This is a genomic window from Enhygromyxa salina, from assembly GCF_002994635.1.
In the GTDB taxonomy this organism is placed as follows: Bacteria; Myxococcota_A; Polyangia; order Nannocystales; family Nannocystaceae; genus Plesiocystis; species Plesiocystis salina_B.
Genome location: NZ_PVNL01000083.1, coordinates 52,643 through 67,801, shown reverse-complemented (window position 1 = coordinate 67,801; position 15,159 = coordinate 52,643). Strand labels below are relative to the sequence as shown.

Annotated in this window: 15 protein-coding genes; 5 read left to right on the top strand and 10 right to left on the bottom strand. The window is 68.2% G+C overall.

Annotated elements, in window-relative coordinates:
- Positions 1-39 precede the first annotated feature (39 nt).
- The 3 genes from ENSA7_RS21150 to norR form a co-directional block, all read right to left on the bottom strand.
- A complete protein-coding gene (locus ENSA7_RS21150; protein ID WP_106091126.1) occupies positions 40-1,203 on the bottom strand; it encodes a hypothetical protein in 1,164 nt (387 codons plus the stop codon).
- Between the two features lie 53 nt (positions 1,204-1,256).
- The gene (locus ENSA7_RS21145) at positions 1,257-2,702 is read right to left on the bottom strand and encodes a hypothetical protein (RefSeq protein ID WP_106091125.1); all 1,446 of its coding nucleotides are present in this window, start codon (positions 2,700-2,702) and stop codon (positions 1,257-1,259) included.
- A gap of 106 nt (positions 2,703-2,808) precedes the next feature.
- Complete coding sequence (gene norR / locus ENSA7_RS21140) at positions 2,809-4,284, bottom strand: nitric oxide reductase transcriptional regulator NorR (protein ID WP_106091124.1); 1,476 nt, start codon at positions 4,282-4,284, stop codon at positions 2,809-2,811.
- A gap of 193 nt (positions 4,285-4,477) precedes the next feature.
- Here norR and ENSA7_RS21135 point away from each other — a divergent pair, with 193 nt between their 5' ends.
- From ENSA7_RS21135 to ENSA7_RS21125, 3 genes are all read left to right on the top strand, one after another.
- Complete coding sequence (locus ENSA7_RS21135) at positions 4,478-5,716, top strand: globin domain-containing protein (protein ID WP_181233961.1); 1,239 nt, start codon at positions 4,478-4,480, stop codon at positions 5,714-5,716.
- A 12-nt stretch (positions 5,717-5,728) separates the two neighbouring features.
- A complete protein-coding gene (locus ENSA7_RS21130) occupies positions 5,729-6,316 on the top strand; it encodes a 5-formyltetrahydrofolate cyclo-ligase (RefSeq protein WP_181233960.1) in 588 nt (195 codons plus the stop codon).
- Between the two features lie 85 nt (positions 6,317-6,401).
- Positions 6,402-7,019, top strand: a complete 618-nt coding sequence (locus ENSA7_RS21125; RefSeq protein ID WP_106091121.1) for a hypothetical protein — start codon at positions 6,402-6,404, stop codon at positions 7,017-7,019.
- Positions 7,020-7,094: 75 nt separating this feature from the next.
- On the opposite strand, the gene ENSA7_RS21120 is transcribed toward ENSA7_RS21125, so the two are convergent.
- The 5 genes from ENSA7_RS21120 to ENSA7_RS21100 form a co-directional block, all read right to left on the bottom strand.
- The gene (locus ENSA7_RS21120; RefSeq protein ID WP_106091120.1) at positions 7,095-8,363 is read right to left on the bottom strand and encodes a type II toxin-antitoxin system HipA family toxin; all 1,269 of its coding nucleotides are present in this window, start codon (positions 8,361-8,363) and stop codon (positions 7,095-7,097) included.
- Positions 8,347-10,017, bottom strand: a complete 1,671-nt coding sequence (locus ENSA7_RS21115) for a DUF262 domain-containing protein (protein WP_106091119.1) — start codon at positions 10,015-10,017, stop codon at positions 8,347-8,349. Before ENSA7_RS21115 ends, ENSA7_RS21120 begins: the two co-directional genes overlap by 17 nt.
- A 130-nt stretch (positions 10,018-10,147) precedes the next feature.
- Entirely contained in the window at positions 10,148-10,399 is a 252-nt protein-coding gene (locus ENSA7_RS21110) for a hypothetical protein (protein WP_146157949.1), read from the bottom strand.
- A 10-nt stretch (positions 10,400-10,409) separates the two neighbouring features.
- Positions 10,410-11,792 carry a TIGR01777 family oxidoreductase gene (locus ENSA7_RS21105; RefSeq protein WP_244923858.1) on the bottom strand — a complete coding sequence of 461 codons (1,383 nt, stop codon included), beginning with the start codon at positions 11,790-11,792 and terminating at the stop codon, positions 10,410-10,412.
- A gap of 121 nt (positions 11,793-11,913) precedes the next feature.
- Positions 11,914-12,759 carry a DNA-formamidopyrimidine glycosylase family protein gene (locus ENSA7_RS21100; RefSeq protein ID WP_106091117.1) on the bottom strand — a complete coding sequence of 282 codons (846 nt, stop codon included), beginning with the start codon at positions 12,757-12,759 and terminating at the stop codon, positions 11,914-11,916.
- A gap of 79 nt (positions 12,760-12,838) precedes the next feature.
- Between ENSA7_RS21100 and ENSA7_RS21095 the strand changes: the two genes are divergently transcribed.
- Positions 12,839-13,042: a hypothetical protein gene (locus tag ENSA7_RS21095; protein WP_106091116.1), complete on the top strand. Its 204-nt coding sequence runs from the start codon at positions 12,839-12,841 to the stop codon at positions 13,040-13,042.
- Between the two features lie 68 nt (positions 13,043-13,110).
- On the opposite strand, the gene ENSA7_RS21090 is transcribed toward ENSA7_RS21095, so the two are convergent.
- On the bottom strand, positions 13,111-13,905 hold the full coding sequence (locus tag ENSA7_RS21090) for a hemerythrin domain-containing protein (RefSeq protein ID WP_244923857.1): 795 nt from the start codon (positions 13,903-13,905) through the stop codon (positions 13,111-13,113).
- Here ENSA7_RS21090 and ENSA7_RS46010 point away from each other — a divergent pair.
- The gene (locus ENSA7_RS46010; protein WP_342352833.1) at positions 13,868-14,416 is read left to right on the top strand and encodes a DNA topoisomerase IB-related protein; all 549 of its coding nucleotides are present in this window, start codon (positions 13,868-13,870) and stop codon (positions 14,414-14,416) included. The two genes, ENSA7_RS21090 and ENSA7_RS46010, sit on opposite strands and share 38 nt — an antisense overlap.
- Before the next feature lie 140 nt (positions 14,417-14,556).
- Here ENSA7_RS46010 and ENSA7_RS21075 read toward each other — a convergent pair whose 3' ends face one another.
- Complete coding sequence (locus tag ENSA7_RS21075) at positions 14,557-15,156, bottom strand: Maf family protein (protein WP_106091114.1); 600 nt, start codon at positions 15,154-15,156, stop codon at positions 14,557-14,559.
- Positions 15,157-15,159: the final 3 nt, after the last annotated feature.

The following is a 15,159-nucleotide window of genomic DNA, read 5'->3' as shown; positions in this document are numbered from 1 at the left end:
ACCGGGTCACGAAAAATCGTGGATGGCCGCGGGTGGCCGTTAGCGGTGGATCAGGTCGAACTCGACCCCGAGACCCGCGGTCACGCGCACCGCGCTGGGGTGGAGCAACGGCTGCTCGATGTCCGCTACCACGTAGTCGCTTCGCACGAACATCCCGATCAGGCCCAGACCCATCCACACCCGCACGTCGTCGCGCAGGGCCACGCTGCTGCGCAGATCCAGCCCCGCCCCCGCCATCGCCCGCCAGCGTGGGTCGGTCGCCACCAGCAGCTCGCCCGTCGCGATCGTGCGGCGCCGGGTTGGCTCGACGCTCAGCCGCCCGGCCAGCTCGAGCGCCCATCCGCGGCGCAGCTCGAACCGATAGCCCCCAGCCAGGGCAACGGGCACGCGAAACAGCTGCAGCTGCAGGCCGATGCTGGCCGCCTCGGCCGTGACCGGCGTGCTGGCCTCGTACGCGAGCTCGAGGTGGGCCCTGGCGACCGGGCGCCAGCCGACCGCGAGCTCGGCCGCCGACAGCCACGGCAGGCCCGAGGCGTAGGTCTGGCCGCGATAGCCAACCCGCAGCGGGGCCCGAGGCACGAGCTTGGGGATCACGACGCCAGTGACCTCGATCCGAGCCTCCGGTATGGCGCTTGGCGTGGAGCTCGAGCCAGCGTCTGGGCGCTCTGGATCCACGCTGGGGCCTGGCTCGGGAGCGTGGAGCACGATCGGCTGACCTTCAGCGACAGCGATCGCGGCGGTCGCCGTGATGTTGGCCAGCGACTCCAGGGCCACCGGATCGCCCAGGCCGTCATCGGGATCCGACCCGTCGGCGCTCCCGTCGATCCGCCGCCCATGCAGCTGCGACTCCCCGCGAACCAGCACGTAGAGGGTGAGATCCTGGCCGAGACCAACCCACAAGATCCCCCGGGCGTCGGTCCCGTCGAGCAGCGCGTCCGAGCGGGTGAACAGCTGGCCAAGCTCGAAGCTAGCCGGGTCGTAGCGGCGGATCAGCAGGTCGATCTCGGCGTCTTGCAGGTGGGCCGCGATCGTGACCTCGGCTCGCTCGTCGCGGTCGTCCTCGAGCTCCGGCAGCATCAAGACGACCGATCGGGGCTGGTCAGGCACCTGCGCGGCCACAGGCCCGGCCCATAGCGCAAGCAGGGCGCCGAGCAGCCAGTGTCGCAGTCGCCCGCTCGGGTCTCGGCCCAGCATCGAGTTCATGGGTTACGTTGGCGAACGCCCCGACGCAAGCGAGCTCGATCTCAGATCGAATCTCACCCACCCAAGAACATGTTGGTCACCGCGCCCGTGGTCAGGATGTTGGTCATCAGCAGCGCCTTGCCGTCGCGGGTCTGCGAGATGTCCAGGTTGCCCATGAAGTCCTCTTCGCCCGCGCGGGCGCCCTCGTCGTCGGTGTCGATCAGCCTGCGCGCGAGCGAGAGCAGCACCCAGGCCTTGAGCGAGTCCTCGGTGGGGACCCGCACGAACAGCCCCGCGTAGTCGTAGACGACCGCCGCGATCATCAGGCCGGCCGGGTTTGGCAGCATCCGACCCATCGCGCCCATCTCCCCCATGAACGACTCGGTCGCGGCCGGGGTGATCAGCGACACGAAGGTCACGTCCGTCGGGACCTGGCCCAGCAGCTCTTGCAGCTTGGGGTGCAGGCGATCCCGATCGTGGGCGCGGGCGTCGAGCAGCCCGGGGATCATCGCCTTGGGTGCCATCGTCAGCTCGCCGCGGTCGAGGGTCAGCAGCTGCACGGGTGCGCCGTCGTACTCGAAGTCGGCCAGCGTCCACACCCGCAGCTTGTCGCGCATGCCCTGGGTCATCGCGGACAGATCCCGGCCTTCGATCTGCGGGGCCAGCTCGGCGACGATAAGCCCGGCCTCGACCGCCGCGCCGAGCTTGGTCTCGAGCTCGTCGATCTGCATGATCGCCAGCGACTCGCGTTGATCCGCGTGGTTGCTGGCGCCAAGGAATTTCTCGAAGTCGCGTGGATCCGCGAGCCCGAGCGCGGCGGCGACCTTGCAGAACCCCCCCGCCGAGTAGACCGTCTGGATCTCGTCTTTGTCCTTGGACTTGGACTTGGACTTGCCGTCGTCGTCGCTGCGACCAAAGCGAAGCCGCTTGCGCCGGTTGTGGTACTCCTCGCGCTCCTTCTCGGTCATTGCAGCGAGCCGCTCTTGCTCCTTGGCCTCGCGGCGGGCCTTGGCTTGCTCGCTCAGCAGCTCGCGGCGTGCCTCGTCGCAGGTGAACATCATGTCCTTCGCGTCCTGCGGCAGCGTGCGGTGCAGGCCGCTCTGCTCGAGCTTGGCGACGTCGACCATGAACAGCGTGGACACGGTCTCGGGCGCGAAGCGGGTGCTGTACGGCACGACCCCCGCGCTGATCCGACCCATGCCGAGCTCCCAGAACTTGCGCAGCAGCAAGGTCGCGTCGTCGGCCTTGTCGTGCCGCCGGTACAGCTCGACCAGTCGAAAGGTCGCGTCGCCAACTAACTCGCGGCGGTCGGGCTCGAGCGCGATCAGCTGCTCGAAGTAGTCGATCGCACAGTCGTCGCGCTCGAGCGTGTCCATGCAGTCGCGGCCGTGCCGATACAGCCGATCCGCCTCGCTCTCGCCCCGCCGCACCACTGACGATCGATGAGCGTCCGTCGCCTCCCACACCGCCTCGCGGTTCCAGCAGCCGCTCGACAGGGCGCCGATACACAGCAGGAGCACAAATAGGGTAGGGCGCCAGCGCAGCACCCACTTCTAGTAGCACAGTCTGTGACGCCCACCCGGACCGTGGCCGTTCGCCGACTGCCTCGGGGTTCGCCAGCCGGGGTCAAGAGAACAGCCGTCGGGCCATGCGGTGGAGGTTGCTGCGATCGATCTGCAGCCGGCGCGCGGCCTCGGCCCAGTTGCCGTCCGACAGCGCGACCGCCCGCTCGATCATTGCGCGGCGCAGATCGTCGACGGCCGCGGCCAGGCCCTCGGCAGGAAGCTCTTCGTTGCTCGTCAGGTCCGGCCGCGTGGGCGTGGCTTCGTCGAGCTCGAGATCCGCGGGCTCGACGACCGCGGGCAGCACCGAGCGGGCGGCGACCCGCAAGCACGCGCGCGCGACCCGGTGCTCGAGCTCGCGGACGTTGCCCGGCCACGCGTACTCCAGCACGCAGCGCTGCGCCGCTGGCGACAAGCTGGCCGCGCGCAGACCCAGGCGCGCGCTGGCCTGATCGAGGAAGTACTCGGCGAACAGCAGGATGTCGCGCTCGCGCTCGCGCAGGGCCGGGACCCGCAGCCGGAACCCGGCGACCCGATACCAGAGATCCGCCCGAAGCCGCCCGGCGCTGACCGCTTGCGAGAGATCCTGATTGCTCGCCGCGATCACCCGTACGTCGACTCGTCGGGTCCGCTCTTCGCCCAGCATTGCGAGCTCGCCGTCTTGCAGCACCCGCAACAACTTGGCCTGCAGGCGCGGCTCGAGCTCACCGAATTCGTCGAGCAGCAGCGTGCCGCCGTCAGCTCGTGCGAACGCGCCTCGGTACGACGCGACCGCCCCCGTGAACGCACCTCGGCGGTGACCAAACAGCTCGCTCTCGGCCAGAGACTCGGGCAGCGCGGCGCAGTTGAGCCGCACCAGAGGGCCGGCGGCGCGCGACGACGCGGCGTGGATCGCCTCCGCGACCAGCTCCTTGCCGACGCCAGTCTCGCCCTCGATCAGCACCGGGAGGTTGCTCGGCGCGACCAGCTCGAGCTCACGCCGCAGCGTCATCATCGCCGGGCTCTCCCCGATCAGCTCGCGCGCGCGTGGGGTGCGGCGCGGCGCGAGCCCGGGTTGATCGCCGTCCAGCGCCAGCTCGATCAGCGCGGCGAAGCTCGCCAGGTGTCCGACGATCTCAGGCCCAAACCGCTGGGCCGACGCCGCGTCCAGGGTCAGCACACCGCGTGGGCGGCCGTCGATCCCGCGCAGCGCCGCGCCTCCGCACGCGTGAACCGTTGCCTGCGGATCCACCAGCAAGAAGCCGTCCCACGGATCCGGGCGTGGATCGTCGGGCGCGAACACCAGCGGCGACGCAGCCTCCAGCAGCGCGCCCAGGCGAGGATGCTCGCCAACCCGGAGCTGACGCCCGCGGGCTCGCCCGAGCAGCCCCGTGGTCTCGTGCACGCGCAGTTGTTGGCCGTTCGCGGTGAGCAGCGCCGCCGCGTCGGCGCCCGCGGCCTCGCGCAGAAGCCCGAGCACACGCCCAGCCGCCGCCGGTCCCGGATCGCCATCGACGCAGCGGGCGGCGGCGACGAGGTTTCGGGCGAACGATCGGCTCACACGCTCTTCCTAAGCTCACCCAACCCGGACCGCAAGCGCCACCGCTGCGGCTCTCGCCCGAGCTGTTGTCGCGCAGACAACACCATCGTGGTTCAGACGACCACAGCCACCCGCATGCACGCCGCCGATCCCCCACATGCAGGCCCGCACAGCCAGATCCGCGGCGGCACGACACTTGCCATGCACCCGCGCCATGCACCCGAAGCAAATCGAGCTCATTCGCGCGTCCCTCCCGATCCTGCGCGAGCAGGCCGTCGCGATCACACAGGCAATGTACCGACGCATGTTCACGGCGAACCCGGAGGTCGCCAAGATGTTCAACCCCTCACACATGCACCCGGACGGGCAACAGGGCGCGCTCGCCGGGGCGATCGTGGCCTACGCCGAACACCTCGACGAGCTCGAGGTGCTGCACGACGCGCTCGCGGTCATCGTCCACAAGCACGTCGCCGTTCAGGTTCAACCGGCCCAGTACGAGGTCGTGGGCGAGCACCTGCTCGCGGCGATCGCCGAGGTCCTCGGTGACGCCGCCACCCCCGAGCTCATGCACACCTGGGCGGCCGCCTACCGCGAGCTGGCGGACGTCTGCATCGCCGCCGAGCGCGGCGTCTACGAGCAGCAACGGCGGACCACGGCCGGCTGGACGGGCCTGCGCGAGTTCGAGGTGATCGAGCGGAGCGTCGAGACGCCCTCGATCACCTCGCTGCGGGTCCGCCCGGTCGACCGCGGGCCGCTGCCCTCGTTCGCGCCTGGCCAGCACGTGTCGGTGGCGCTGCCGGGCGCCGAGTCGCTCGCGCTGCGTCAGTACAGCATCGCGCAGGCGCCCGGCGGCGACAGCTGGCGGTTCGTGATCAAGGCCGAGCCAGCTCGCGATCAAGCCGAGCCGGGCGTGGTCTCGACTCGTCTGACCCAGGCGCTCGAGCTCGGCGCGAAGCTGAGTCTGACCATGCCATGCGGTTGCTTCACCCACGACCCGGCGGCTGGGGATCACCCGATCGTGTTGCTGGCCGCTGGTGTCGGCGTGACGCCGCTGCTCAGCATGGCCGCCGCCAGCGTCGTGGCCAAGCCCGAGCGACCGCTACTGTTTGTCCACGCGGCGCTCGACAGGCAGTCGCGCCCGCTCGACGACGACCTGCGCCAGCTGGCCGAGCGCGCGCCTGGGTTTCGGTTCGTGCGAATTCACGAGCAGCCAGACGCGACCGAGCGGCTCGGTGCCGACTACGATCACGCCGGCTACCTCGATCACGCGCGCCTCGCCGAGCTGCTGCCCGCTGATCCGCGCGAGCGCGCCTATGTCGAGTGCTGGACCTGTGGGCCGGTTGGGTTCATGGTGGCGGTCAACGAGGCGCTCGAGCGGCTCGGGGTCCCCAGCGCGCGGCGGCACATCGAGTTCTTCGGTCCCGCGCGGCCGCTCGCCCGCCCAGTCGAGTAAGCGATGACCACCATGCAGCCCTTGAAGATCACCCAGGCGAAGCAGCGACTGCGGCAAGAAATGGCCGAGCGGGCGGCCGCGATCCCGCCGGAGTCGCGGGCGGCCGCGCAGGACCAGTTGCTTGGGCGGATGCGTGCGCTGCCCGAGCTTCAGGCCGCGCGGGGGGTGCTGGTGTGTCTGTCGTTTGGCGACGAGCCCGAGACGCGGCCGTTGATCCAAGCGCTGGTCGACGCCGGGACCCCCGTCTATCTGCCGCGGGCCGACCCGCGCGACCGCCAGCTGCACGCGCACGCGTGGCCGTGCGAGCTGCACGAGCTTCGGTTTGGGCTGCAGCAGCCCGCGCGGGCGTCCCCGCAGCTCGACGACGCGCAGATCATGGAGCGGATCGACGTGGCGATTATCTTGGGCCTGGCGTTCGATCGCCACGGCGTTCGGCTTGGGCATGGGAGCGGGTATGTCGATCGGTTCTTGGCTCGGTATCCGGTGTATGCGATCGGGATGAGCTTTAAGGTGCAGGTCGTGGACGAGCTGCCCCGCGCTCGGCACGACGTGCCGATGTCGATGATCGTCACCGAGCACCAGGTTCTGAGGGGCGTCTAGATTCAGTGGATCGCGGCCAGGGCCGGAGCCGTGGCCCGCCCTCGCAAGTTGCTGAAGTTCGCGGGGGCAACTAGAAACCCCGTAGATGTCCGAGCCGAGCGATGCCGAAGACCCTCTCGCGGACTTCGAGGCTGGCCAGCGCAAGCGCCGATTGATCGGGCTTGGCGTCGCCGTGGCCGCCGTCGCGGTCGTCGGCGCCGGCTGGGCGTGGTGGCGCGCGACCGGCCTCCCGCCCCTCGACCCCGAGGCCAAGAAGGAGATCAGCGAGGCGATGGACACCCTCGACACGCTGCCCCGCGAGTACCACTCGATGCTGGCCGCGCAGGCGATGGCCGAGCTCGAGGGTGAGCGCCTGCCCGCGGCGATGGTCGAGGCCTTCGATGACGCCAAGTCGGTCCCGCCGGACATGGTCAGCCTCGTGTTGATGCGGCCCTTCGCCGAGGACGTCGACTCGCTCGAGGCGTGGACCGTCGCGTGCCCGGCGGGCGCCGATGCGATCGCCGAGGTCGCGCAGACCGGCGACGTCAACACGCTGTTCGCCGACTGCGACCTGGGTCGCTGGAGCTTGATCGACGGGACCGCGGCCCAACGGCTCAGCGCGGGCCGCTTGATCCTGGCCCACGCGGCGTGGGGCTGGCTCGTGGAGCATCACTCCGAGACCGAGCTCGAGCGTCGGGTCCTGCGGGTCTTCGTCCAGGGTTGAGGCTCGACCGCGATCATGAATCCTCGCGTGCAACTTGGCGTGGTTGCTGCTGCGGGCAGGCCCGGGAACCGCACCTCACGCCCGGCGCTCTAGCAGCGGTGCCAGCAAGGGCGTCCGCTGCCAGTGTTCCGCTAGCGCCTGCTCATGCGCGGCCGCAAGCTGCCAATCCCTGCGCTGACGAACACGTTTCCACGCCTCCCTCAGTCGCTCGAGGGTGTCGTGGACCAGTGCTGCGACATGCTTTGTGTCAACTCGAATGCGCTCCGCGAAGCTAGCAAACGTCTCGCTGCTCAGCTCTGCGAAGCGACGCACACCCGCGAGCTTGAGCGCGACCACTGGCTTGATGATGGCCTTGCCATCGGCGTCGAGCCACGCAACCGTTGCGACTTGGTCATAGAGCGGGGCGAGCTCAGCATCGCGCCGATTGGGGTAGATCAACGACCAATTCTTGAGGTGCGCGTCGGAGTTCCCACTTGCGATCATGAACACGAGCCTGCGGATGAATTCATCGCGGGCTGTCTCACTGATGATGTTCTGGACCAAGATCGCCAGCTGCTCGTAGGTGACGTTGCCGTACTTGTTGATCGGGCGCGCGTTGATCACCTGCGCGAAGTCTTCTTGGTGAATTCGGTCGCTCCCCAGCCGATCATAGCGGCTGATCATCAGCGCGTTGACGCCTGGCTCGGCGTAGCGAATTAGCGACCCCTGCAAGCTTGTAGTTGGCACGAGCTGGCACGCGGGCACGACAAAACCGGCCTCTCGGGCCCAACTGAGCATCGCATGTTCATTCTCCACGACGCCGGGAAAGCGCTCCGAGTCGAGCTTCACCAACCAATCGCCTCGTTCACCGGAGACAGGGAAGGTGACTTTGTCTTCGGCTCGAACGACAGAGAACTTCAGCTGCATACCGGCGAGGGAGAAGCGCAGCTCCTCGTCCGCGTCCGTGAGCGGGCGTGGTGTGACGACGTCCGTGAGCTCCGACTCGTGATCTTCGGTGGTTGCAACTGACGCGCCCGCACGTGGCCGAACTTCGACGGCCCCGGGCAGATCGTGACCGACGAGCGCGAGCAAGCCGAGATCATCTCGGGGCTCGATTCCCAACCTCTGCTCGAGAAACGGGCGGAGTTCGCCCTCGGGGACCAAATTGGCGAAGAACGGCGGTAGCTCGCGCTGCTTGCCGACGTGTTCGGCGCCGAGTTTGTCGACGAATGCCTGGCCGAGCACGTCACGCCGACGGGACCGACGATAGGAGTCGTTGAACTTGAACCCCACGAATCCGGACTCCGACTCGCGCAGCGTGCCGATGACCTGGCCGTGGAGTTCGACGTCAAAGCTTCGTGCCATGGCTCGGGCTCCGGGTGCCGTGGCTCAACAAATAGTCGATCGAAGGGCGATCGTTCGCATCCCAGTCTGCCATCTGTGAGGTGTAGGTTGCGACTTGATCTTCGATGGTTTGCGCTCGTTCCTGCAAAAAGGCGTCGAGGTCACCGCGCTCGAGCGCGAGCGCGCCGGCATCCGATATTGCGTGGGAACGGAGGGACTCGCGATTGACCGCGGGGAATAGGCTGTTGCTGCCGCCAACGCACTCCAGCAGGTCGACACGCGCGAGCCCAGCCCCGGGCAGCAGCGCTCGATTTGCCGGGCTGCTCGACAGTTCGACGCTCGCGCCGACAATCTTGCGAAACGCTTTGTCGTTTGCGGCTTCGATGAGGGCGGGGACATCGATGGGCCGGCCTGTTCGCAGGTCCCGAGGCTCGAGTGAGTGAAGACCAAGCAAGACGATGCGGCTGTCGGCGGAGCGGGCATCAAAGCGATCGGGGAGCCGATACTGAGGCGGCTGGGGGAGCGTGGGGATCAGGTCGAGCAGGGTCTGAACGCTGGCTTCCTCGTCGTGTTCATCGACACCGCTGACGCCGCGACGTTGAAAGGTGCGATCGTCGTAGTGCCTGGCGGTGAGGATGCTGCGCCACAGCCAACGCGCGAGCAGTTCGCGCGAACGCGAACTTGGCTCTGGGTGAAAACGAAATAAGCGGGTGAGGATGGTCAGTGGTGCTGACCACGGCAGCATTCGCAGGTGGGGAATACCCGCGTCCGCTTGTAGAAAACCGAGCACGCGCCGCAGCGTTGGCAGAGCAGCGGCGGCCGTGCCCTCGAGGAACCCAGGCTTGGCGCGACGCAACTCTTCGAAGTTTCGAGTGACGTCGAACCCCTCGAATGCGATGAGACATCGAAGCAGTTGATCCTCCTCGTCGGGTTTGCCCATGCCTAGGACGGCGAGTTCATCGGCGAGTTCGCCAAGGCGCGACGGTGGTGCCGAGGGTTCTTTCTGGCTGCCATACAGCGCATCGTGAATCTCTTGCCACTTGAGGCTCTTTCCGAATTTGTTCACGCGCAAGAAGATCTCTTGCAGGACTTGGTCTTGGTCGGTTTCGACCGTGTAAGACGGGATTGTGTATTCGCGCAAGCGGGCACCCGCATCGAATATCGCTTTGCGCAAGTCTGGGTCATGGGCGTTCGGCCAAGCGAATATCCATTCGGAGAGGGCCGAGGCGTCGAGCAATTCGGGGACGGGGGCCCAGGTATCCGGGACCTTTCCGTCATCTGGCGGCGCGCAGAACCTCTTGTTTTGCGCGTCGAAGTAGACCACCCACGGATCGTCGGGGGTGGTCGGCACCGGCTTGGGCCGCTTGAAGCTGGCCGCGAGCGCGGCCAATCGTTGCTGACCGTCAACGACCCACAGGGCGGCCTCGCTCTCTGGGGCGTGAATCTTCAAAGGACCCAGTTTGACGAGCACGGCCGTGGCCGCGCGGCGGTGAAAGAGCAGTGAGCCGACCGGATAACCGAGATAGATACTCTCGAACAACGCGATGACGTCTTTGCTGTCCCATTTGAGCCCGCGCTGAAAAAACGGAATACGAATCTGCCCCGCCATGACCAGGGCGACGAGGTCCTCGACCCGTGACGCGGTGGCGGTTGGCTTCGGCAGCGCGGTCGGCATCCAGGCAGCTTAGCAGCCCACTCGGGCGCGGGTCCAGGCAGACGGCATCCCGAGCAGCCGCCGCACTTACCGAGCAGCGGCGCCAGCTCGCTGGCGCCGCCTTGCACGGCCACGCGCTGCATATACAGGCTCATGCCATGCACGCCGCCGAGCTCGGCGCCGTCCATTTCGGCCGCCCTCGGCCGGCCAGCTCGTGCTGAAGTTCGCTGCTTGAACCCTGAGCGTCACGTGACCCAATGTTCTGTTTCAGCCACGTCGCCAACTCGGCCGCCATCTTGTCCTTCGACACGGTGCTCTCGAACAGCTTGCCCAATTGCTCACAGCCAGCGAGGGGGCGAGCAACACCATCGAGATGGGCGCGAGGGCGCGTGGACATGGACATGAGCGAGAATCTACACGCGCGCCCGCCCGAGCTGGTGACGAAGGCTGTCCTCGAGCGTCGGGAGATCGAACTCGAAGCCCGAGTCGAGCAGCCGCCGACACCCAACCCGCGCGCTGGCGAGCAGCACCTCGTCGGCCAGCTCCCCAAACATCGCGCGCACGAGCGTGGCCGGCAACCGCAGGCGGGAGGGCCGTCGCAGCACGCGGCCGAGGATCCGCGCGTAGTCCCGCTGGCGAACGGGCGCCGGCGCGACCGCGTTGACCGGACCACGCAGCTCGTCGCACACGATCGCGTGGTGGATGACGCCGACCAGATCATCGAGATCGATCCAGCTGTGCCACTGCCCGCCGTCGCCGACCGGACCGCCGAGCCCCAGCGAGTAGGGCAGCCGCAGCTGGGCCAGCGCGGCACCATGTCCGCTGTTGACGATGCCAATGCGCAGCGCGACCACGCGAATGCCAGCGTCGATCGCCGGGCGCGTGGCCGCCTCCCAGTCGCGGGTGACCTTGGCCAAGAACCCGCTCCCGACCCCAGCCTCCTCGTCGAGCACGCAGTCACCAGCGTCGCCATAAATGCCGATCGCCGACGCGCAGATCAACACGCGTGGCTTGTGCTCGAGGCGCGCGAGGGCCTCGCACAGCAGCTGCGTGCCCTCGACGCGAGAGCTGCGGATCCGATGCCGCTTGGCCGCGGTCCAGCGCCCGAGCACCGGCTCGCCGGCCAGGTGCACGACCGCGTCGAGGCCCTCGAGCCCGGCCGGGTCGAGCAGCTGCGTCGCGGGATCCCACTGGACCTCGTTCGCGCCGGGCTTTGGCGGGCGTCGCACCACCGGCGCGACCGCGTGGCCGCCGGTGGTCAAGAACGCCTGCAGCTCGGTGCCGATCAGCCCCGACGCGCCCGTGATCGCGACGCGCATGGGACCACACCCGCGCGCCGCGGCGGCTTGATGACGGCGAAGATCATGGACGGTGCGAGCGTGTCGCTGGTGGAACATCTGCTCGAGCATCGCCTCGACGCGGGCACCGACCAGCGGATGCGTCAGTCCGTGCAGCGGCAGCCGGTAGGTGACCGCGTCACGCAGGCGCGAGCCCTCGCCCTCATCCTCGCAGGTGTGGACGTGGCGCCAGCTCGCGAAGGGGCTGCGCTCGGCCACGTCGACGAACTGATGACCAGCGACGAAGCCCTCGTGGCGCGCCACCCAGGGCAGGCCGATCGGTCCCTTGCGCACGCGAAAGTGCAGGCGATCTCCATCGCGGATGTCGCCCGTGCGCGAGACGATCTCGATGCGCTCCCAGCTCGGGGCCAGGCGCTCGAACGCTCCTGGCCGTTGGTGCCACGCGAACAGCTCCGCGCGCGGGGCCGGGACAGACACGCTTCGCTCGAAGGTGCTCACGAGCGCAGTCTGACCCATGCGCGGGCAGACGCCCGTGATCATGCAATAGCCAGGGCCATGAGCGACCGTGCCCAGCGCGGAGCCGCCCGGCTCAGCATGCGTGCTCGAAACCCTTGGGTGGTCACGACGCGCTGTGAGCCTGGCAGCGCGGACAGTAGTAGGTCGAGCGGGCCAGCCGACCCTGGCGGCGCATCTCGATCGACTCGCCGCACATCCGGCAGGGTCGACCGCTGCGTTTGTAGACCCACAGCCGCGCGCGGCCCTCGAACCGAGTCCGCCGGGGACCGCCACGATCGAGGTTGAGGCGCATCAGGTCGCGCCCGCGCTCGAGCAGCGCGCGCAGCTCGGCGGCCGCGAGCGCGCCGACGGGCGAGAAGGGATCGCGGCGGTCGAGGAACAGCAACTCGGACTTGTAGACGTTGCCGATCCCGGCGACCGCGGACTGCCGCATGATGGCGTCGCCGAGCGCGATCTCACCGAGCGCGCGCAGACGGGTGACGGCCTCGTCGAGGTCCGCGCCGGGATCGAGGAGATCGGGGCCGAGCTGGGCCAGCGTGCGGCTGCGCAGCAAGCCTCGGGGACCGAGGAACTTCAGGATCTCCGGTCGGGTGCAGACCGCCGCGTGGGTCTGGGTGTGCAGGACCAGCGACGGGCGCGGCCCCGAGCGGAGGGCGACACTGCCCGCCGCGCGGACCGACCAACGCCCGTTCATGCCCAAGTGGGTCCAGATCACGACCGGCAGCTGCTCCGCGCGGCGGGCAGTGTCGCCCTCGGCCGCGACGGCCACCAGTGGCGCGCAGTGGACCAGCAGGTTCTTGCCGCGGGCCTCGACGCGATCCACACGACGGCCGGCGATCTGCCACTCGTCGACGGCCGCGAGCTCGCAGGCACAGGCGATGATCGTCTGGCCGTCGAGCACTGGCCGCAGGGCCGCCGCGATGCGGTGGATCGTGTCGCCTTCGGGCACGGGGACCGGGCATTAGCACGCGCGATCGAGGTTTCCACAGCACAACGAACTCGCTGCAAGACCCGCGATAGCATGCCGCATGGCAACTTCGAGCCGTGCCTGGTGGTCGGTCGCTGCGCGGGCGCGGGCGCGGGTCGCTCCCGCGGGCCACAACTTCGTCGTTCCCAGTACGACCTGCTGGATCTACGAGCTGGGAGCCAAGGCTCCCCGCGGCTTCAAGCTCGAGGCCTCGGGCCAGCACATTCCGTTCGATGAGGAGACACCGCGCTGTCGGGTCTTCTAGACGGATAGTCCCTTCGCGCAGATCCAGACCGAGCTGCCCAGATCGGCTACCTGATTCGAATGCCCAGATCAGCACGGCAAGGACGCCGCTGTGTCGGTCTCGTTGGGGACCTCGCGGCGGGGCTCGTTGCCGATGAGCGCGGTGAAGCGCCGCTTCATCTGCCGACCTAGCGCGTCGAGGTTGATCGCCTCCTGCGCCCGCGCCTGGACAAACAGCTGGCTCTCTTCTTCCTCCACGTGGTGGCTCACGAGCGCCTCGAGTTTGGCGATCTTCTTCATGAACTGTGGGTCGTCGGCCTCCATGTCGAGCAGCTCCGCTATCGTCTGTTTGACCGCGAGGTGCTCTTCGACGGACTCGTGCAGGAGCTCGGCGGTGTCGTCCTCGCACATCGCCGGATAGAAGATCTGCTCCTCGATCTTGGCGTGAGCGGCGAGCTGGTCGGCGAGCTCGGCGAACAGCTCGGACTTCTCCCGGACCGAGCCCGCCTCGTTGAGCTGAGCAAACAGCGACTCGACCTCGCGGTGCTGGCTCTCGAGCAGCTCGATCGCGTCGACCGCCGAGGACTTCCCGTCGCCTTGGCGGCTGTCTTTGGCCACCTGTTCGCGCGAGATCAATTTTGAGAAGCGGCTGTCTTCCTCGTCTTGATACAAGAACGCCAGCTCGTTGTCCTCGAATGCCGCGAAGAAGGTCTCCCACTCGATCGGCTCGAGCGTCTTGGTGCCGCTAAAGCCCGGAAAGTCGATACGCAACACGCCTGGGTCGTCATCGGAGCCGGTCCCCTTCACATGTGCCGGGCAGCCGCCGCGCTGCTCGACCCAGCGCTTGATGATGTCGTGGTTGGTTGTTGTTTTGGCCTTGGACATGACGACATGGAGCTTTGCAAGATGTCTGCCGGTGCGAGTCCCGCCATGCTCGGCGAGCGAGGGCGCCGCCGCGGGTCGAATCCCGCGAAAGCGCAGCAGGGGACTGTTTCGGGCTTGGCAACCGCCGCGCTCGCTGCAGCCTGATCTCATGTCACCGAAGCGATCACGCGAATCGTCACACGCGCTACTCTTGCGCAATGATCCCCAGCTTGCCGCCGCGTGTGCTGGGTTGCGCTACGTGAACGCCGAGGAGCCCGGGCTTGGCCGCCGACGCCACAGACGCGGGTTTGGATATTACGACGAATCCGGGGTGCACATCGAGACAGCGCAGATCAAGCAGCGGATCAACGCGCTCGCCATTCCACCAGCGTGGACCAATGTGTGGATCTGCGCCGACGCGCGCGGTCACGTACAAGCGACTGGCTACGATGACCGTGGCCGCAAGCAATACACTAATCATTCTGACTGGGTCGCGGTCCGCGACCGCGCCAAGTTTCCCAAGCTCGACTGACGTCGGCGCGCGCTCATGGGCCGCCGCCGATTCATGAACTGAAAAGCTTGCGCCATGTCGCAGCTACGCAGCAGCGGCATCGCAAGAGTCGCCGTGTGGGCCATCTCGAGATACCACGGCGTCCTCTCGCTCCATGCCGGTCACGGCAGCAGCCGCGCCGCTCGCAGCAGCCGACACACCGCGAGCAGCGGGAGCCCGATGATCCCGGTGTAGTCGCCCTCGATCCGCTCGAACAGCCGAATCCCCGCGTCCTCGATGTGGTACGCGCCGACGCTGCCGAGCGGCTGGTGCTTGGTCACGTACGCCGTCGCCTCGGCCAGCGAGAAGCTCCGCATGGTCAGCTGTTGCGCGTCGATCTCGTGGTGCTCGGTCGCCCCGCGGGTCAGCACCACCGCGGTGATCAACTGGTGGGTGCGGCCGCGCAGGCGCATGAGCTGCTCGATCGCCCGCTCGGCGGTCCCGGGCTTGTGCAGCAGCGTTGGCCCGTCGGGTTCGTCGAGCACGGCGAGCTGATCCGCCGCGAGGATCCACGCGTTCGAGTCTGCCGCCAGGCTCTGGGCCTTGCCGCGCGCGAGGTGCAGCGCGAACGCCCGCGGACCGAGCTCGGCGAACCGGTGGTCTTCGCTGCGCTCGTCGAAGCGCGGCGCCGCGCTGGTGAACGGCAGCTCGAGACGGGCGAGCAGCTCGGCCCTCCAGCGGGAGGTGCTCGCTAGCACGAGCTCTTGGTCCTCCGCGCTCATAGG